The organism is Rhodococcus sp. S3 (assembly GCF_058211795.1).
Genome location: NZ_CM177074.1, coordinates 1,501,153 through 1,520,584 on the forward strand (window position 1 = coordinate 1,501,153; position 19,432 = coordinate 1,520,584).

General features: G+C 70.4%; 16 protein-coding genes. 12 read left to right on the plus strand and 4 right to left on the minus strand.

Annotation, left to right across the window (positions count from 1 at the left end; translation table 11 throughout):
- Positions 1–4: 4 nt before the first annotated feature.
- From AC0LPE_RS07085 to AC0LPE_RS07100, 4 genes are all read left to right on the plus strand, one after another.
- On the plus strand, positions 5–2,530 hold the full coding sequence (locus tag AC0LPE_RS07085; RefSeq protein ID WP_160874774.1) for an ABC transporter permease: 2,526 nt from the start codon (positions 5–7) through the stop codon (positions 2,528–2,530).
- Positions 2,531–2,658: 128 nt separating this feature from the next.
- Positions 2,659–4,245, plus strand: coding sequence for an alpha/beta hydrolase (locus tag AC0LPE_RS07090; protein WP_490605889.1), 1,587 nt, complete (start codon positions 2,659–2,661; stop codon positions 4,243–4,245).
- Complete coding sequence (locus AC0LPE_RS07095; protein ID WP_160874770.1) at positions 4,242–4,736, plus strand: LppA family lipoprotein; 495 nt, start codon at positions 4,242–4,244, stop codon at positions 4,734–4,736. The genes AC0LPE_RS07090 and AC0LPE_RS07095 overlap by 4 nt, the downstream gene beginning before the upstream one ends.
- A gap of 83 nt (positions 4,737–4,819) precedes the next feature.
- On the plus strand, positions 4,820–5,821 hold the full coding sequence (locus AC0LPE_RS07100; protein WP_490605890.1) for a hypothetical protein: 1,002 nt from the start codon (positions 4,820–4,822) through the stop codon (positions 5,819–5,821).
- A 54-nt stretch (positions 5,822–5,875) separates the two neighbouring features.
- Here the strand turns inward: AC0LPE_RS07100 and AC0LPE_RS07105 are convergent, their stop codons facing one another.
- Together AC0LPE_RS07105 and AC0LPE_RS07110 are read right to left on the minus strand one after the other, a co-directional pair.
- Positions 5,876–6,835: a glycerate kinase gene (locus AC0LPE_RS07105; protein WP_490605891.1), complete on the minus strand. Its 960-nt coding sequence runs from the start codon at positions 6,833–6,835 to the stop codon at positions 5,876–5,878.
- Entirely contained in the window at positions 6,832–7,737 is a 906-nt protein-coding gene (locus AC0LPE_RS07110; protein WP_430716147.1) for a hydroxymethylglutaryl-CoA lyase-like TIM-barrel protein, read from the minus strand. The genes AC0LPE_RS07105 and AC0LPE_RS07110 overlap by 4 nt, the downstream gene beginning before the upstream one ends.
- A gap of 210 nt (positions 7,738–7,947) precedes the next feature.
- Here AC0LPE_RS07110 and AC0LPE_RS07115 point away from each other — a divergent pair, with 210 nt between their 5' ends.
- The 8 genes from AC0LPE_RS07115 to AC0LPE_RS07150 all read left to right on the plus strand — a co-directional run bounded on the left by AC0LPE_RS07115 (position 7,948) and on the right by AC0LPE_RS07150 (position 17,598).
- A complete protein-coding gene (locus AC0LPE_RS07115) occupies positions 7,948–8,145 on the plus strand; it encodes a hypothetical protein (protein WP_059382923.1) in 198 nt (65 codons plus the stop codon).
- A 168-nt stretch (positions 8,146–8,313) separates the two neighbouring features.
- Positions 8,314–10,389 (plus strand): hypothetical protein, encoded by a 2,076-nt coding sequence (locus AC0LPE_RS07120; protein WP_490605892.1) that lies wholly within the window; start codon positions 8,314–8,316, stop codon positions 10,387–10,389.
- Positions 10,390–10,495: 106 nt separating this feature from the next.
- Complete coding sequence (locus tag AC0LPE_RS07125; RefSeq protein ID WP_490605893.1) at positions 10,496–11,416, plus strand: hypothetical protein; 921 nt, start codon at positions 10,496–10,498, stop codon at positions 11,414–11,416.
- Between the two features lie 95 nt (positions 11,417–11,511).
- Entirely contained in the window at positions 11,512–11,868 is a 357-nt protein-coding gene (locus AC0LPE_RS07130) for a PadR family transcriptional regulator (RefSeq protein WP_490606320.1), read from the plus strand.
- Between the two features lie 5 nt (positions 11,869–11,873).
- On the plus strand, positions 11,874–13,226 hold the full coding sequence (locus tag AC0LPE_RS07135) for a permease prefix domain 1-containing protein (RefSeq protein ID WP_145692629.1): 1,353 nt from the start codon (positions 11,874–11,876) through the stop codon (positions 13,224–13,226).
- Between the two features lie 46 nt (positions 13,227–13,272).
- Positions 13,273–14,205, plus strand: a complete 933-nt coding sequence (locus AC0LPE_RS07140) for a LysR family transcriptional regulator (protein ID WP_490605894.1) — start codon at positions 13,273–13,275, stop codon at positions 14,203–14,205.
- Positions 14,206–14,359: 154 nt separating this feature from the next.
- Positions 14,360–15,697: an MFS transporter gene (locus tag AC0LPE_RS07145; protein ID WP_145692628.1), complete on the plus strand. Its 1,338-nt coding sequence runs from the start codon at positions 14,360–14,362 to the stop codon at positions 15,695–15,697.
- A gap of 2 nt (positions 15,698–15,699) precedes the next feature.
- A complete protein-coding gene (locus AC0LPE_RS07150; protein ID WP_490605895.1) occupies positions 15,700–17,598 on the plus strand; it encodes an FAD-dependent monooxygenase in 1,899 nt (632 codons plus the stop codon).
- 46 nt (positions 17,599–17,644) lie between these two features.
- Here AC0LPE_RS07150 and AC0LPE_RS07155 read toward each other — a convergent pair whose 3' ends face one another.
- Together AC0LPE_RS07155 and AC0LPE_RS07160 are read right to left on the minus strand one after the other, a co-directional pair.
- Positions 17,645–18,304 carry a response regulator transcription factor gene (locus AC0LPE_RS07155; protein WP_308196976.1) on the minus strand — a complete coding sequence of 220 codons (660 nt, stop codon included), beginning with the start codon at positions 18,302–18,304 and terminating at the stop codon, positions 17,645–17,647.
- Positions 18,301–19,425 carry a sensor histidine kinase gene (locus AC0LPE_RS07160; protein ID WP_490605896.1) on the minus strand — a complete coding sequence of 375 codons (1,125 nt, stop codon included), beginning with the start codon at positions 19,423–19,425 and terminating at the stop codon, positions 18,301–18,303. The genes AC0LPE_RS07155 and AC0LPE_RS07160 overlap by 4 nt, the downstream gene beginning before the upstream one ends.
- Positions 19,426–19,432 lie beyond the last annotated feature (7 nt).

The window sequence follows — 19,432 nt, forward strand, 5'->3', positions numbered from 1 at the left end:
CGCGATGAGTGGGAATCCCATCCGCAGGGTTGCCCTGCGCAACCTCGCCGCACACAAGGTGCGGCTCGCCCTGACCGTGCTCTCCGTGGTGCTCGGCACGGCCTTCATCACCGGTTCGTTCGTCTTCACCGACACGCTCCAGCGCACCTTCGACGGCATCTTCGGCGACGTCGCCCAGGGCGTCGACGTCCGCGTCAGCACCGAGCAGTACGGCACCAGCGGTGTCCCGATCGAGGCCGTGGACCAGGTCGCCGCCCTCCCCGGCGTCGAGCGCACGTCCCCGTCGATCGGGGGCGGCATCATCGTCCTCGACTCCGAGGGCGCCGCGATCCAGACCGGAGGCGCACCCGCCGAGGGCTACGCCTACATCCCGCCCGACCGTCTCGTCGGCGATCCGGAGACCTTCGTGGCCGGTGGACCGCCGGCGGAGAGCGGGCAGATCGCGCTCAACGAGAGCGCGGCCGAACGCGGTGATCTCTCGATCGGCGACAGCACGACCGTGCTCACCATCTCGCAGGGCATGGTGCCGGTGACCGTCAGCGGCATCTACGAACTCGAGACCGACACCGGCGGCTACATCGGTGCGTTGTTCACCGAGGAACAGGCCTCCCAGTTGTTCACCGACGGCCGGCACGTCGGCTTCCTCGACGTCGCGGGCGACGGTTCGCTCTCGCCCGAGCAGCTGCGCGACGAGATCGCGGCGGCGCTGCCCGATCTGAAGGTGCAGACCGGAGCCGAGGTCACCGAGGAGACCAAGTCGCAGGTCGCCGAGGCTCTGAACTTCCTCAACTACTTCCTGCTCGCGTTCGGCGCGATCGCACTGCTCGTCGGCACGTTCATCATCTACAACACCTTCTCGATGATCGTCGCCCAGCGACTGCGCGAACTCGCCCTGCTCCGCGCGATCGGCGCGAGCCGCAAGCAGGTCGGCCGGTCGGTCACCCTCGAGGCCTTCGTCGTCGGCCTGATCGGCAGCATCATCGGTATCGCCGCGGGCGTCGCCCTCGCCTACGGTCTGCGCGCGGCACTGAACGCCGCGGATCTCGGACTGCCGTCCGGGCCGCTGCAGCTGTCCCCGCGCACCGTGATCGTCGCGCTGCTCGTCGGCGTGGTCGTGACGATGGTCAGCGCCTACGCCCCGGCGCGGCGCGCGACCCATGTTCCGCCCGTCGCCGCGATGCGCGAGGAATCCACGGCGACCGTCGAGTCGCTGCGCATCCGCACGATCATCGGTGTGCTCTGCGCGATCGTCGGTGCGGCGCTCGTCGTGGTGGGCGCACAGCAGGTCGGTGGTGGCGCGGCCGCGACCGTCGGTATCGGTGCCTTCCTGCTGATCCTGTCGGTGCTGTTCGCGGCACCGGCGTTGTCCCGACCCGTCGTGAACGCGCTCGGCGCGGTCTTCGCCCGGCCCTTCGGGGCGATCGGCCGTCTCGCGCGCACCAACGCGACCCGCAATCCACGTCGCACCGCCGCGACCGCCTTCGCCCTCACCCTGGGTCTGATGCTCGTCTCCGTCATCGGTGTGTTCGGGTCGTCGGCGAAGGCCAGTGTCGACGCGCTCGTCGACAACGGTGTCGAAGCGGACTTCATGCTCACCGGGCCGCAGATGTTCGGCGTCCCGGCCCCCGCCGCCGAGGCGGTCCGCGGGGTGGACGGCGTCGAGGAGGTCGTGCCCGCCTACGGCGTGCAGGCCAAGATCGACGAGGACTTCGAGTTCGGCACCGGAGCGGGCGGACCCCTCCAGGACGTTCTCGACCTGGACATGGTCGCGGGTGCCTTCGAGGTGACCGGGAACGAGATCCTCGTCTCGCAGACCTCGGCGGACGACCGCGGCTGGGAGGTGGGCTCCACCGTTCCGCTCACCAGCCGCGACGGCGACACCGTCGACACCACCGTCGCCGGCATCTTCACCGACAACCAGCTGATCGGTCCGTGGGTCGTCTCGCAGCAGCTGTTCGAGCAGTTCACGCCGCCGAACAACCGGTCGGCGCTCGTCGTCCTCATGAACACCGTCGACGGTGCCGATCCGGAGACCGTGCGCGCGTCGATCGAGGAGGCGGTCAAGGACTACGTGATCGTGCAGGTCCTCGACCGTGAGCAGTTCAAGGGACAGCAGGCGCAGCAGATCGACATGCTCCTCGCGATCCTCTACGGCCTGCTCGCCCTCGCCGTGGTCATCGCCATCCTCGGCATCGTCAACACCCTGGCACTGTCGGTGGTGGAACGGCGGCGGGAGATCGGCATGCTCCGCGCCGTCGGTATGCAACGCGCCCAGGTGCGTCGCACGATCTACCTGGAGTCGCTGCTCATCGCAGTATTCGGTGCGGTCGTGGGTGTCGTGCTCGGTCTCGCGTTCGGCTGGGCGTTCGTGCGCACCCTCGCTGATCAGGGACTCGACATCATCTCGGTGCCGTGGTCGCAGGTCGTCGGCATGCTCGTCGCGTCCGGCATCATCGGTGTCCTCGCGGCGCTGTGGCCCGGCCAGCGTGCGGCGAAGACGCCGCCGCTCGAAGCGATCAGCGACATGTAGGCAGAAAGTGCAGGTGGACACGAGTTGTCCACAGGCAGTGGAGTTGTCCACAGCAACCGGCCCGCGGAGCATTCCGTGGGCCGGTCGTCGTCGGTGCCCCCTATGCTTCCGCGGCAGGGGGTGGTGGTATGCGGGTGGACGATCTGGCGGGGTGGGATCCGGATGCGCTCGAGCGCATGGCGACCGAACTCGCGGCGTGCGCCGACGCGGTGGACGCCGTGGCCGGCGACGTGGTGCGGTCGGCATCCTTCGGCGACGCCTGGAGCGGTGCGGCCCACGATGGAGCAAGGTCCGTATTCTCCTCGTGCGGGCGGGATCTCGCGGCGCAGGCCGAGGCGTACCGGCAGGTGTCCGCGTGTGCGCGGTTCGTCGTGCCGCGACTGCGGGCACTGCACGCCGAACTGGGCGAGCTGCAGGCCAGGGCCGCTGCACGGGGTTTCCCGCTCGACGGCGACGAACTGCTCGCGGCGTCGCTGCGATCATTGCTCGTCCGTGCCGATGGGCTCGACCGCGAGGCCGCCGCTCGCCTGAGTGCCGAATCCGAGCCGTCGGGAACGGTTCTCGGCGAACAGGATCGCCTCCGCACCGCGATTCCACGGTCGGGATCGACGACGCTGCCGGCCCTGCCCGATCCGGCCACCGGTCCCGTGCAGGTCGCGCAGTGGTGGAACGGTCTCGACGACACGGCACGCACCGCGCTGGTCGCCGAACATCCTCAACGGATCGGTGCCCTCGACGGAATACCCGCCGTGGCTCGCGATCTCGCCAATCGTGCCTTGCTCGACGACGAACGTCGCCGCCTCGAATCCGTGGCGACCCAACTGCGGGCCGAACTCGACGCGATGTTCCTCGGTGGCACCGTGATCGACCCTCTCGGCGTCACCGGACTGTTCACCGACGCCGATGCCGGGCTCGAACAGACAGTGCGGAAGATCGAGGCCCTCGACGCGATCGACGCGACCCTCGCCCACGGCGACCGGCAACTGATCGCCCTCGACCTGTCCGGACGCGAAGCGATGGCGGCGGTGGCCGTCGGGGACGTCGACACCGCCGACCACCTGGCCGTCTTCGTCCCCGGCGCCGGCTCGACCGTGCAGGGCAATCTGCAGGGTTACGACGCGCAGGTCGCGGCGCTGCGCGACTCCGCTCGGCTCCACCTCACCGGCGGCGATCCCTCCGTCGCGGCGGTCACCTGGCTGAATTACCAGGCGCCCCACTGGGGATGGGGTCTCGCGTTCACCGAGCGCAGTCCGGTCTCCGACCTCGCCGCCCGAATCGCCGCGCCTCGCCTGGTCGACTTCCTCGACGGCATCGCGGCCTCGCGCCCCGACGACCCGCGTATCACCACGGTCGGGCATTCGTACGGGGCCGTCGTCTCCGGTTTGGCGCTGAGGGAGACCGGTGCGGTCGACGCCGCGGTGTTCGTCGGGGCTCCCGGGATCGGGACCGGCGACGTGACCGACCTGCGGATCCCGCCCGGCTCCGCCTATCTCGTCGAAGCCGAATGCGACATCGTCGCCGACGTCGGAACCTTCGGGGGCGACCCGAGCTTCCTCGACGGCCTGACGCATCTTCCCGCCGGTCCCGGCACCACCATCGCCGGAGTCCCGCTCGCGGGCATCACCGGCCACAGCTCGTATCTCACCCCCGGAACGTCGAGTTCCCACCACATTGCCGGTGTCGTCGCGGGCACCGCGGAACGGAGTACGCCGTGACCTCTGCGTGGACTTCCCGGCTCGGGGCGAGCGTCGTCGTTCCGGCAGCACTGCTCGCCGCGTGCACCACTACGGTGACCCCGGTCGCGATGCCCGAACCGGTCGCCACGACCAGCGCGGGCGCGGTCGAGTTCTACACCGCTGTGCAGCGCGACGTCCTCACCGCACTGTCCGCCGAGTTCCCCGGCGTGCGCTTCGAACCGAAGTACGCGAGCACCACGGCGGGATGCACGTTGCCCGACGGCACCTCGGGTCTGACGGTGCATCTTCCGATCCACGGGTCGGGACGGCCGGTGCCGGTCGACGAACTCGACCGTGCGGCCAGGGTCTTCGAGGACACCGCCGCGCGGGCGGGCTTCCACGGTCGCCATGTGCTGCCTCCGGATACCGGTTTCGCCGTCCGGATGTTCGCGGCCGACGGCTCGTACATCACCTTCGGCAGTTACGTCGCCGCGACCGTCGGACTCACCGTCGGTTGTTACCGGGAGTAGGCCCGGATGTCGGTTAGGCTCGTCCGAGCGACGGCCGCTCGGGCCGTCGTGATTCGTGCTGGCAGCCGTGGAGGGACGAACAGATGCGCCCGATGCTCGGCATCTCCGTCGACGAGGGTGAAGTGTGCGCGGTCCTCGTCGATGCCGACGTTCCGAGTCTCGGTCCGTTCGACTCCCAGCGGGGCTTCGGCGCACCCGGGGACACACCGGCCGAGGCCGCCGCCGCTGCCGCCTCCGCCATGGCGGAACGTGCCGCCGCGGCGTCACTGACGCTGTCCGCGGCCGCGGTGGTGACCGGTCCCGAGAACGACGAGGACGCCGCACCGGTCACCGAGGCGGTGCGGGCCGTGCTCGGTATCGACGTCGACACGGTCCTGCTCGACGACGCGCGACTGGCCTTCCTCGCCGGCGCACCCGAACTCGCGGAACTGCCGGTCCTGGCTCTGCACACCCGCACCTACGGCGTCGAATCGGCTTCGATGGTCGACGTCCCCTCGCGCACGGTGCTGTCCACGGTCAGCCCCGACGGCGACGAGTTCGGTCCCTACACACAGTCCCTGCCCGAGGCGATGGACGAAGCGGTCGCCCGCGCCGGAACCTCGCCCGACGCCGTGGTCTTCCTCGATCTGCGTCCCGGCGACGCCCGTCCGGCACGGGAACTCGCCACCGTCCTCGGTGTTCCCTTCGTGACTCCGCACGGAGTGCCCTGGCACCGCGCGACCGGTGCCGCACTCGTCGCATCCGCCCGCCGTGCCCCGACGGTCGTCGCCGCGCCCACGAACCGTCGTCGCGGCACCGTCCTGCTGGCCACGCTCGTCGCGCTCGTCGCCCTGCTGGGTGGGGGACTGGCCGTCGCGGTGAGCAGCGGTGTGCAGGCGGAACGCTCCGCGCCCGGTCTGCAGACCGCCGTGGCGCCCCCGCCGTCTCCGGTGCCGTCGCCCGACCGCACACCCGTCGCCGACCCGTGCTCCGAGGCGCGACCGGCATCGTGGCCGGCCCACGCGTCCGATCCGGTCGACCCGGTGCCGACGCCCGAGACACCCACCGAGATCCCCTGCGGCAGCGCGCCTCCCACCGCGCCGTGAGCGACCGGTGATCGGGCGCGCCTCTCAGGCACGCTGTGCCGAAAGGCGCATCCCTCAGGCGCGCAGTGCCCGACCGGCGCGCGTCAGCGCTTCCGCATCGGATGCGACGACGACGTCGGCGAACCGCTCGCGGTAGTCGCCGAGGTCGTCGCCGACCGAACCGACCACCGCGACCACCGGAACGTCGCCGCAGCGCGCGAGGATCGCCGAGACGATCTTGCCCGCCCGCGACTGGCCGTCGAGTCGCCCCTCGCCGACCACCACGAGATCGGCGGAGCGCACGGCGTCGTCGAATCCCACTGCGTCGAGCACGAAGTCGGCTCCCGACCGCAGTTCGGCACCGAACCGTGACCACATCCCACCGGAGAAACCCCCGGCCGCTCCGGTGCCGTCGACCTCCCGCGGGTCGCGGGGGAGCGTCAGTGCCGTCTCCTCGAGGCGGCGAGTGAGCAGCGCGACGGCCGCCGCGTCGGCGCCCTTCTGCGGCCCGAAGATCCGTGCCGCATCGGTGTAGCGGGTCGTCACGTCGGACAGCACGGTCACGCGGGCGTCGCCGAGGCCACCCCGCTCGTCGATCGCGGCGATCGCACCCGCACCACCGTCGGTCGTCGCCGATCCACCGGCCGCGACGACGATGTGCCGTGCTCCGCGCCGGACGGCTGCGGCCATGACCATCCCGGTGCCGTAGGTGTCGGCGGTGACGGCGTCGCGCAGACCGTCGTGCGGAGTGGTGATGCCGCTCGCCGTCGCGAGTTCGACGACCGCCGTGCCGTCCGCCGACATCCCCAGCAGCCCGCGGCACGGTGCCCGCCAGGGGTTCACGGCCTCGACCTCGATCCGGGCGAGACCGAGCGGCCCGACGAGCGCGTCGAGGGTGCCCTCGCCACCGTCCGCGACGGGCATCCGGATCGCGGTGTGTCCGGCGCTCTCCGCCCCGGAAGCGATCGCGTCGGCGACCTCGACGGCGGTGTAGGTGCCCTTGAAGCTGTCGGGGGCGATCAGGATGCGGGTCACCGGAGCACCCAGTCGAAGGCCTCGGCCTCGGAGCGGGCACCCTGCCGGGCACGCGATCGGTTCGGTTCGTCCAGTTCGGCGACGATGTCCTCGCCGAGGCGGACCAGGGAGCCGAAGACCTCCGGATCCAACCACGACGGACGGGTCGCGAACAGCAGGTCCTCGCTCGCGGTGTTGCCGCTCGCGCCCGGTGCGAACGGACATCCGCCCAGGCCGGCGAGTGCGCCGTCGACGACGGTCGCCCCGGCGTCGATCGCGGCGAGGCTGTTGGCGACACCGAGACCCCACGTGTCGTGACCGTGGTAGACGATCCGCCGGTCGGGGGATTCGGCGGCCAGCCTCGCGACCAGCGACGACACCTGGCCGGGCACGGCCTGACCCAGGGTGTCGGCGACGACGATGTCGGCGGCTCCGTCCGTGCGCGGGTCGCACGCGATCTCCACGACCCGGTCGGGGTCGACCGGCCCGTCGAACGGGCACGTGAACGACGTGGCCAGGCACAACTGGATGCTGCCGCCGGCGGCGTGGGCGCGTTCGATCGCCGCCGGCATCGCGGCGATGCTGTCCTCGGTGTTGCGGCCGATGTTGGCGCGATTGTGGGCGTCGGAGACCGAGAAGCAGTACTGGAACCGTCGGGCACCGGCCGCGATCGCCTTCTCGACGTGGCGCGGGGTGGCGACCCAGATCCAGCAGCGGTCGAGTTCCTCCTCGGTCAGCGCCGCCACGAGGTCGAGGGTGTTCGCCATCGGTGGCACGAGGTCGGCGCGTGCCAGGGACCCGATCTCGAGTTCGGGCACGCCCGCTGCGAGCAGCGCCCGGACGATCTCCACCTTGCGTTCGGTGGGGAGCAGTTTGCCGGTCAGTTGCAGTCCGTCGCGCAGCGTCACGTCCCGCAGGATCACGTCCGTGCGTGCTCGGTCACTCGTCGGTCCCGTCACTGTTTGCGCCTCCCCGTCGTGTTCCTGCCGACCCCACCGTCTCGAACCGCACCAGTATGCCCCGGTCACCGTGGGGGCACGATCCGTCGACACACCGATGGACTTTCGCGAGGACTGTGACAGATGACACTATCCTCACCGTTCTGATCGTGAATTGCCGGAAGGTGCGGGGAAATGGCTTCGGTCCTGGGAAAAGTACTGCTCTGGATCGCTCTGCTGGGGGGACTGGCCGGGGCGGTGATCGCCGTGTGGGCGCTGCACGTGAACGGGCTGGTGGCCTCGCTCATCGTCGCGTCGGTGACGGGACTCGTCCTGTTGCGGCTGCGTCCGGAGGCGCGTGACGACTCCGACTCCGACATTGCGCTCACCTGAGCGGTCGACACTGCGCTCACCTGACGGGAAACAGGGCGTTCGGACTGTAGGGTGAGAACCGGCGTCCGGGTCGAGGACGCCTCGCGTGGACGCGCTGCACGAGCGCGGCGTCGACGCCGGAGAGGGGGCCCGCGGCCTCCGCCGGGCGTGGAAGAGGAGCATCGGTCAGTGTCGCTGTGGTCTCGTGCCTTGTCGTCGGACGAACTCGACAGTCGTCGCTGGGTGGATCTGATGCCGTGGATCGACCGCTACGGATCGGCCCGCACCGCCGCCCTCGGGGCGCTCGTGTCGTCGCCCCGCTGGTGGGAGAACGAGTCGCCCGCCGAGACCTGCGAGCACGCCGAGATCCCCGAGCTGTGCGCCGAACTCGCCCACATCTACGTCACCGACCACCCGGAGCTGCGCTTCGCGGACGGTCTGCTGCGTGAGGACGAAGTGCCCGTGGCCGCACTCGATCTCGGTCCGGCCGCCGCGACCCTCGTCGCGCGCCTTCCGCACGCACCCACCACCGCCGAGTTGTTCAGTCGCAGTCCGGCCGATCTGCTCGGGATCCGCGGCGCCGACCGCGACGCGGTGGAGGAGATCGTCTGCGCCGCGCTCGTCGCGACTGTGCTCCGTGAACCGGCCACCCTCGAAGCCGATCCGCGTGCCGCGCGGGTGCCCGCCGCGGCGCTGCTCCTCGACGACCTGGCGGCGCTGGCGCGATGGAGTCGCGTGTGCGGCCGCGACGATGCTCCTCTCCTGCAGGCAGTGATCGACGACGGGGCGCCGGAGGAGATCCAGGACGCCGCGGCCCGGGTGCGGGCACTCACCGCCCGCGACCTGCCGGTGGCGGCGCCGGCCGATCCGATCGCCGAACTCACCGACTACCTGAAGGGCTTGCCCGACGCGGAACGCACGGCCCTGCGCCGCCGCGTCCACGACGGCGTCGACGACCCGGCCGCGCCGTCCACCTTCCCGTTCGGCACGGCGGTCGGCGACCTGCTCGCGGCATTGCGCGTCGACGTGCGGCCGGTGGCGGCCTTCGACCGGATGGTGCGCACCCATCCGGTGCTGGGCCGGACCGTCCCGGGTTTCGACGTGCCCCTGTGGCGGGTGCTGCACCGCCTCGACGATCGTTTCGAGGTCGCGGACGGGTGGATCGCGGTACCGGATCTGCCCGACGCCGAGAAGCAGACGCGCGGACTGCTCTCGGAGTTCGAATCACCGAACGGTGTGGTCGAGCCCGCCGCCGTGAAGGCCGTGTGGTCGCTTCCCGACGACGAGTTCGAGGCGTGGACCCGGTACTGCGGGACGACGACCTTCGAAGGCCGTCTGCTGTCCCCGCCGGACGGACTCGCCGGTCGCGCCGCCCAGGTCCTCGAGGTGCTCGGCGACCCGCTGACCGCCGACACGCTCGTGGCGCGCATGGGGGTCAACGCCGACGTCCACACCCTCGTCTCCGAACTCGCCGACGACGAGCGCTTCACGTCCGACGGTGAACGCTGGGCGCTGGCCGAGTGGGACGTCGACGTGGTCACCGCCATCCGCACGCGCATCGCACGGCTGGTCGATTCCCGCGGCGGAAGTGCCGATCGCGACATGGTGGTCGCCGCACTCGTCGACCGATTCGGCATCTCCGAGGATTCCGCCCGGACGTTCACGGCCGGAGGAGATTTCGAGGTCGTCGACGGCCGTGTCCGGCGTCGTCACCGCGCGCACGTCCCGATCGCCGTGCCCGAGCGCACGCGCCGCCTCTACCGGTTGGGCGAGGCCTGGCGCCTGCGGATCCCCGCGACCCGCGACCATCTGCGGGGAGCCGAGTTCACGGTTCCGTCCGCCGTCGCCGCGATCGCCGGGTGCGCACCGGGTGGGCACGTGGTGCTCCCGTCCCGTCTGGGCGGCCAGACCCTGCGCTGGACGGGACCGGTGCCGCGTCTGTCGTCGATCCGCCGGTTCCTCGAGGACGTCGGGGTGGAGGAGGACAACGAGCTGCTGCTCGAGGTCCGCACCGACGGCCGGTTCGACGTCCTGCCGCTGCGCACGGTCGCCGACAACGCCGAACCGTTGCGCAAGGCGCTCTCGCTCATCGGCCACACCGAACCGGAGACCGTCCCCGAGGAACGGATCGCGTCGGCGCTGGCGTCCGCTCTCGGCCTCGACGGGGAGTCGCGCCCGCGCCGGATCCTCTCGGCCTACCGGGCCCGCAGGGAGACCGAAGTGGTGGCCCTGCTCGAACAAGCCTGGGTCCGCGTCCCGAACTGAGCGGGAAATGGGTCCGTGTCCCGAACCGAGCGGGAAGTGGGTCCGCGTCCCGAACCGACCCGGAAGACGTGATGCATCCGGCCCTCCGACGTAGCACGATTGGGGAATGGCCGACACGTCGAAACCCACCGCTGCAGTCCCCACCGCCCCCGACGCGGTCCTCGAAGCGTTGCGGGGAGCAGTCGCGTCGGTGGAGGCCGCCGTCGTGCGTCTCGAAGGCGACGACGCGGCGCCCGGAACCGTCGACCGCGTGCTCGACCTGGCCGGTGCAGAGCCGGCCGGCGACATCGTCGCGACCCACAATGCTCTGACCAGGGCGGCATCGATCGTCGACCACACGGGCGGTCTGCCCGACCGGGACTGGCAGACGATCGCCGACCTCGGGGAGGTCCTCGCCCGGACGGTGACGCGGCTGCGCGGGCACGTCTCGTCGTCGCTCGACGATCTCGGACTCGACGCGGCGGTGGGTGAGCACGTCGAACTGCTGCAGAAGGTCGCGGTGGAGGAGGCGCTGGGGGAGACGCTGCAGTTGCTCGTGATCGTCGAGGACTGCCTGTTCCTGTGGCATCGCGTGCATCTGGCGCGCACGTCCGACGACGAACTGCGCGACGCGCTGGCCTCTGCCCGTCAGGTCCTGGCCGACCACTTCACGCAGGACGCCGAACTGCTGCGCCGCGCCCGTGCCGCGCTCGCCCGGTTCGCGGAGGGCACCCCGATCGAGGTCGTCCGCCGCCTGTCGTCGGGACGGACGACGAAGGTGCTCGCGGGTCTGCGTCAGGACTTCGACGACTTCCGGTGGGCGTGCCGCGCCGACGAGGCGGGCTGGCTCGACGACGAGGACCCGGTGATCGCCGAGGCCCTGGACTCGATGAGCAGCCCGCTCAAGGCGGTCGGGGGAGTCCTCGGCGACGTGTTCGAACGCGGGCGGGCGCGGGTGACGGAGACGTGGAGTCGCTCCGACGCTTCGGAATCTTCCGCTTCGGGATCTGCCGATTCCGCAACCGCCGGATCCGACGACCGGCAGTAGACGCTTTCGCACCGCTTCGCGGAGAGCGCTCGGTCCTCATACCTAGATCTGCTAGGGTCACCGTTATCCATAGAACTTCTATGTATGAGGACGACATGTTCATCGAGAAGGATCTGGTGGCCGCGTCCGCCACCCCGCTCGTGCTCGGCATCCTCGCCGAGGGCGAGTCGTACGGGTACGCGATCATCAAACGCGTCAACGAGCTGTCGCAGGGCCGGATGCAGTGGACCGACGGGATGCTCTATCCCCTCCTGCACCGTCTCGAGCGGGCGGGGCACGTGTCCGCCGCCTGGCGTGTCGCCGACAACGGCCGCCGTCGCAAGCACTACGCCATCACCGATGCGGGCCGCGAGGTCCTCGCCGAACGGGCGGCGCAGTGGACGGTCGTCGCCGAGGCGCTGCACCAGGTGTGGCAGTCGGCCCAGTTGCCTCCCGCCGTCGCGCCGGGGTGATCGTGATGACACTCGACGCACCTCTCGAGGACCGGATTGCCGGCTGGCGCAGCTACGTCGCCGACCATCGGGTCATCTCGTCCTCGGACATCGACGAGATGGAAGATCATCTGCGGGAACAGATCTCGGATCTCGTGTCGGTCGGACTGTCGGCCGACGAGGCATTCCTCGTCGCGGTCGGCCGGATGGGCGGTCTCGACGAGATCTCCCGCGAGTTCGCCCAGGAACACTCCGACCGGCTGTGGAAACAGCTCGTCCTCTCGGGTGGTGGCCGCGATGAGGAATCCGGAACCCCTCGGCGCCGTAGGGAACTCGCGGTCGTCCTCGCCTGCGCGCTCGGTGCCGGTCTGGCCGTCCGGGCCGGATTCGAATGGCTCCCGGAGACCGCGCTGGTGCGCAACGCCGCCGTGCTCGTGCTGCCCTTCCTCGCACTGTACTTCGCGTGGAAGCGGGAGATGAGCGCGAAGAGCAGTGCGCTCCTTGCTGTTCCGTTCGTCCTCGCGGCGATCGTGCTCAACGCCTTCCCGTTCGAGCCGGGCGGCGCCACCGAAATCATCGCGGCGATCCACGCCCCGGTCGCCCTGTGGTTCGTCGTCGGAGCGGCCTACGTGGCGGGGCAGTGGCGATCCCATCGCCGTCGCATGGACTTCGTGCGTTTCACGGGGGAGTGCGCCGTGTACCTGGCGCTGCTCGCGCTCGGAGGTGGCGTGCTCATGGGGCTGACCGCGGGTGCCTTCAGCGCCCTGGGAATCGATATCGAACCGTTCTTCGAACAGTGGATCGTCCCGTTCGGGCCGGCCGGAGCGATCGTCGTCGCGGCCTGGCTCGTCGAGGCGAAACAGCAGGTCGTGGAGAACATCGCACCCGTTCTCACCCGGGTGTTCACGCCCGTCACGATCCTCATGCTGGTCGCGCTGTTCGTCGCGGTGATCGCGTCCCACAGCGTCCTCGACGTCGACCGGGGCCTGCTGATCCTCATGGACCTGATCCTCGTGCTCGTCCTCGGGCTCCTGCTCTACTCGATCTCCGCCCGCGACCCGCACGCCGCACCGGACGTCTTCGATCTGCTGCAGGTCGTGCTGATCGCCGCGGCGCTCGCCGTCGACCTGCTGATGCTCACCGCGATGGCCACCCGCATCGCCGAGTTCGGTTTCACCGCCAACAAGGTCACCGCCCTCGGTCTGAACCTCGTCCTCCTGGTGAACCTCGTGTGGGCGGCGTGGCTCGGCATCTCGTTCCTGCGGGGCCGCTCGGGTTTCGCGGCGGTCGAGCGGTGGCAGATGCGGTACCTGCCCGTCTACTGCGGGTGGGCGGCACTGGCGGTCGTCGCGATCCCGCCGCTCTTCCGGTTCGTGTGAGCTTCCGCCCGCAAGAGCGGCCGGGACCCGGGACTACGGTAGGACCATGCCCAGGACGGACGCGGTGCCCACGTACACGATGAGGCAACTCGCCGCGTTCGTCGCCGTCGCCGAGTGGGGCACCATCACCGCGGCCGCCGACGCGATGCACATGTCCCACTCGGCGCTCTCGTCCGCGATCACCGATCTGGAGAAGGCTCTCGCGGTCAAGCTCCTCGTCCGGCAACGCGCGCGGGGCGTCAAGCTCACACCGACCGGTCACGTGGTGCTCGAGCGGGCGAAGATGCTGCTGCACCATGCGAGCGAACTCGAGAGCGACGCGCGGTCGGAGGCGGGCGACATCGTCGGTCCGGTGGCGGTGGGGTGTTATCTCTCCCTCGCGCCGACGCTGTTGCCCGCCCTCATCGCCGAGTTCACCCGCGCCCATCCGCGCGCCGACGTCGACTTCCGCGAGGACACCCAGAACCGTCTGCGGATGTTGCTCGACTCGCACGAGCTCGACGTGGCCTTCCTCTACGATCTCGATCTCGATCCGGGACTCGAGACGGTCACCCTCGACGTGCGCGAGCCGATGGTGCTCGTCTCGGCCGATCATCCGCTCGCCGGAGCCTCGCAGGTACGCCTGCGCGATCTCGCCGACGAGCCCATGGTGCTCCTCGACGCCCCGCCGAGTTCGGGGCACGCCCTGCGGGTGTGCGCGGAGGCCGGCTTCACCCCGTCCATCGCATACCGGACGCAGACCTTCGAGACGGCACGATCGTTCGTGGGGCGCGGACTGGGGTGGACCCTGCTCGTGCAGCGACCCGCCGTCGACGTCACCTACGAGGGCCGGAAACTCGTCCTGCTGCCCGTCGTCGACCCGACTCCGGAACCGGTGCCGGTCGTGCTCGCGTGGCGCAAGGACGCCCTTCCGAGCCGTGTTGCCCAAACTTTCACGGACTTCGTCGTCGACGTCGCGAGGACCTCGCAGGCACTCTGACGTGGCCGAACGTCCCTATCCACGGAATTTCCGAGGATATTCACCGACTTTGTGCGCTTTGCAAACGATGTGACCGCTCTCATGATTGGTCCCACTGCGTCCGAACGCTCGTTAATCGGATGCCTCGGATCGACCGCCGGAGAGGGCACTGAACATGACAGTCCTTGACTCGACGCCGCAGACGTCGGCAAGAGCCGCACGCAAAGCGGCGCTCGGCAGCTTCGTCGGTACCGCCATCGAGTGGTACGACTTCTTCATCTACGGCACCGCCGCGGCACTCGTGCTCGGCCCGCAGTTCTTCCCCGGCTCGTCCGAGGTCGCCGGAACTCTGGCCGCCTTCGCCACGCTCGCCGTCGGCTTCATCGCGCGCCCCATCGGCGGCGTCGTGATGGGCCACTTCGGCGACCGCATCGGCCGCAAGTCCATGCTCGTCGTCTCGCTGCTGCTGATGGGCTTCGCGACCGTGGCGATCGGCGTGCTCCCGAACTACGCGGCCATCGGCGTCGCGGCACCGATCCTGCTCGTCGCCCTGCGATTCATCCAGGGTCTCGGCGTCGGCGGTGAGTGGGGCGGAGCGGTGCTCGTCGCCACCGAGAACGCCCCGGCCGGCAAGCGCGGCCTCTACGGCGCGGCACCGCAGATCGGTGTGCCGGCCGGTGTGCTGCTCGCGAACCTCGTCTACCTGCCGCTGACCGCCTTCCTCAGCGAGGAGACCTTCAACGCGTGGGGCTGGCGCATCCCGTTCCTCGCCTCGGCGGTGCTCGTCTTCGTCGCCATGTGGATCCGCCTGGGTCTCGAGGAGAGCGAGGAGTTCAAGGCCGCCAAGGACGCCCCCGCGGCCGAGGAGAAGCTGCCGATCCTCGAGGTGCTCACCCAGCACTGGAAGACCGTGCTGCTCGCCGGTGGCACCTTCATCGCCACCAACGGCATCGCCTACGCCTACATGGTCTACGTCCTCAAGTACGGCGAGGCCACGCTCGGGTTCAGCAAGACCACGATGCTCGCGCTGCTCATCGCCTCGTGCCCGTTCTGGATGGCCGGCATGGCCTTCGCGGCCTGGCGCTCGGATCTCGTCGGACGCCGCACCGTCTACATCCGGTCCTCGGCCGGCCTGGTCGTCGCCGCCGCCCTGTTCTTCCCCCTGATGGACACGGCGCTCCTGCCGGTCATGCTCCTCGCGATGGTCGGCCTCGGCTTCACCCTCGGCTGCTGCGCCGGTCCGCAGTCGGCACTGTTCGCCGAACTGTTCCCCGCCAAGATCCGCTACAGCGGTGCGTCGCTCGGCTACCAGGTCGGCGCGATCCTCGGCGGCGGTCTCGCACCGATGGTGGCGACCTCCCTGTTCGCCGCGACGGGCACCTCGATGTCCATCACCGGTTACTTCGTGCTGATCGCGCTGATCAGCCTCATGAGCATCCTGCTGCTGCGCGTGCCGTCCGCCGGGCACGCGAACACCACCGACTCCCGCCGTTCTCCCGAGGAAGGTGCCTGATCATGTCGACCTACTACCAGCCGCCCAAGTACCCCGCCTCGAAGTTCGAGTCGATGACTCCCGCCGACGAGACGCTGCCCGTCGTCGTGGTCGGTGCCGGCCCGGTCGGCATGGCCGTCGCCCTCGGGCTGGCCCAGCGCGGTGTGCCCGTCACCATCCTCGAGGCCGCCGATCAGGTGTCCTTCGGCTCGCGTGCCATCTGCATCTCGCGCCACAGCCTCGAGGCCGCCGCCCGCCTCGGCTTCGGCGACGAACTCGAGAAGATCGTGCTGCCGTGGGTCGGCGGTCGCAGCTTCTACCGCGACCAGCAGGTCCTGCACTTCCAGATGCCGCAGCGTGACTTCGACGTCCGCCCGCCCATGATCAACGTCTCCCAGTCGGAGTTCGAGCAGATCATGGTCGACACCATCGAGCAGAACCCCCTCGTCACCCTGCACTGGCAGGCGCCGATCGCCGGGATCCTGCGCGGCGAGGACGAGGTCACCCTCGAGGTCGACACCGCCGCCGGCAAGCGGCACCTGCGCGCACGCTGGGTCGTCGCCGCCGACGGTGGCCGCAGCCGCATGCGCGAACTCGCGGGCCTGCGTCTGCAGGGCACCAGCTACGAGGGCCGCTACGTCATCGCCGACATCCACTGGGAGTCCGATCTCCCCGCGGAGCGCATGGTCTGGTTCGACCCGCCGAGCAACCCCGGCTCGACGATCATCATGCACAAGCAGCCCGGCAACATCTGGCGCATCGACTACCAGCTCGACCCGTCCGAGGACGCCGAGATCGAGACGCAGGAGGAGGCGATCCGCGCCCGCATCGCCAAGCACCTCGACTGGCTGCAGAACGACCTGCCGTGGACCCTCGAGTGGAAGGGCTTCTACAGCGCCCGCGCACTCGCCCTCGACGAGTTCACCCACGACCGTCTCCTCTTCGCCGGTGACGCGGCCCATCTCGTGCCGATCTTCGGTGTGCGCGGGCTCAACTCGGGCATGGAGGACGCCGAGACCCTCGCGTGGCAGCTCGCCGCGGTCGTGAACGGCAACGCCGAACCCGCCCTGCTGACGGCGTACTCGTTCGAACGCCACAACGCGTGGGAGCAGAACGTCGCCAACGCCGGCAAGTCCACGCTCATCATGAGCCCCGGCAGCCACGGCTACCGCACCACGCGTGACGCGATCCTCGCGCTCGCCGTGGGACGCCCCGAGTTCGGGCACCTGATCAACCCGCGTCAGTCCAGCGCCACGCACGCCCGACTGTCGCCGCTGACCTGGTCGGTCGCCCCCGGCACCGAAGGTGTGCTCCCGGGCGATCCCGTCGAGGACCGCCGGATCCGCATCGGGGGGGAGGAGACCTCGCTGAACAACGCTCGCGGCACCGGATTCGCCGTGCTCGGCGTGGGCCTCGACGAGGCAGGCAGCGCCGCACTCGCCGCCGCCGCGACCGAACTGGCGCACGCGCTCGCACCCGAGGGCGTGCGAGCTCTCGCCGTCGGCAGTGCTGCCGTGGACGGCGTGACTCTTCTCGAGGCGCCCGATCTCGCCGACGCGCTGGGTGCGACGCCCGGTGAAGCCTTCGTAATCCGTCCCGACGGTCTGCTGCTGTGCCGCGTGCCGGTCGCGGACCTGCGCGGGGTCGCCGACTCCCTGCGGTCCGGTTCCGCCCCGGCCGGAGCGCAGCTGCCGGCCAGGCCGGCCGAGCAGGCCACGGCGGACGAACAGCGTCGTGAGAACGTGTGGCTCGGCCTGTCCACAGCCCTGGACCAGGCCGCGGAGAACGACCGTGAGGGTTTCCTGACGCGACTCGCTCTGGTGCTCGGCTCGCAGGTGGACCGCCGGCAGTTCGAGGAGGCCATTGCGGCCGCTGCCGACACCTCGCCGCTGCGCGTGGAGGAACTCGCGCCGCAGGCCTGACCGATCGTTCGCCCCGGCGGCCACTGGCCGCCGGGGCGAACGGCTCTCACGGATCGGTCGGGGAGACCAGCCCGGTGCGGAAGGCGAGTGCGACGAGATTGGCCCGGTCCCGTGCCCGGAGTTTCGCGAGGATCCGGGTGACGTGGGTCCGTACCGTCGCAGGACTGATGAACAACTTGCGCCCGATCTCGTCGTTCGACAGACCCGAGCCGATCTCCGCGAGGATCTCGCGTTCACGCTCGGTGAGCACGTCCAGTGCCCGCGTGTCCCGTACCCGGGGACTGCGCGCAGCCGCCTGCATGACCCGGCGGGTGACCGTCGGGGAGAGCATCGCGTCGCCGTCCGCGACGGTGCGGACCGCGGCGCGGAGTTCCTCGGGGGCGGAGTTCTTCACGAGGAATCCGACGGCGCCCGCGCCGATCGCGTCGAGAATGTTGTCCTCGCTGTCGAAGGTGGTCAGCACGACCACTCGTGTCCCGGCCGACGAGGCGGCACCGACGATCCGCCGCGTGGCGGTGATCCCGTCGGCCCCCGGCATCCGGATGTCCATGAGCACCACATCCGGTGCCGTACGCGCGACCACCCGCACCGCGTCGTCCCCGTCGGCAGCCTCGCCCACCACCTCGATATCGGCGGCGCGATCGAGCAGCGCACGCAGCCCTTCCCGGACGAGGGCCTGATCGTCGACGATCACCACCCTGATCACGACCGGCCCCCCGCCGGGATCCGCGCGGCCACGAGAAAACCCCCGCGGTCGGCCCGTCCGGTCTCGATCGTCCCGCCGAGCAGGCCGACGCGTTCCCGCATACCGGCGAGTCCCCAGCCGGTCGAGCCGTCCTCGCCCGGTCCGCGACCGTCGTCCTCCACGCTCACGGTGAGGACGTCGTCCCGAAGAGACAGCCCCACAACAGCCTTCGTGGCATCGGCATGTCTGAGGACGTTGCTCAGCGCTTCCTGCACCACACGATAGGCGGTCGCGGCGACGACCGAGGGAAGGTCGTCGGCCGGGTGGTCGCGTTCGAGGCGCACATCGACCCCCGCAGCGGCCACCGTGTCGAGAAGGTGGGGAAGTTGTGCGAGCGAAGGCGTCGGGGCGCGACGGGAATCGTCGGGGGAGCGGAGAGCTTCGACCGTGGCGTGGAGTTCGTCCACGGCACGCGAACAACAGGTGCGTACCGCGACCAGCGACCGCCGGGCCAGAAGCGGATCGTCCTCCATCGCCTCCGCCGCGACACCGGCGTGCAGCGAGATCACCGAGACCGTGTGTGCCAGCAGGTCGTGCAGGTCGCGGGCGATCTCCACCCGCTCCCGCTCGACCCGCCGCGCGGTCTCGTGCTCGCGTTCGAGTCGTGCCGCGTGTTCCCGCCGCACCATCTCCGCGCGGAGGGCCCGTCGCGCGCGGACACCGTCGCCCAGTGCGATCACCGCGACCATCAGACCGGCCTGTCCCCCCACCTCGAAGCCGAGGAGATAGGCGGGGTCGTCGCCCTGCGCCCACCGCACACTCGTCGACAGCACGATCAGCGTGACGGCGACCGCCACGGCCCAGCGCACGTGTTCCCGTTCCGCGGCGGAGTACAACGCCACCGCGAGCGGAACGGCCAGACCGATGGGTGGCAGCGACAGGCTGTAATACCCGACGAGCACGACGGCGGTGAAGAGCAGCACCGCGACCGGATGCCTCCGGCGGAACAGGATCGCACCGGCGACGAGTGCGGCGAGGCCGTAGGCGAGCGGCACCGGTGCGGTGGGATCGCCTCCGAGATCGGCGACGATCGCACCGACGAGGACGACGAAGACCGCTGCCGCGAGGAGCGCGTCGACCACCGCTGCG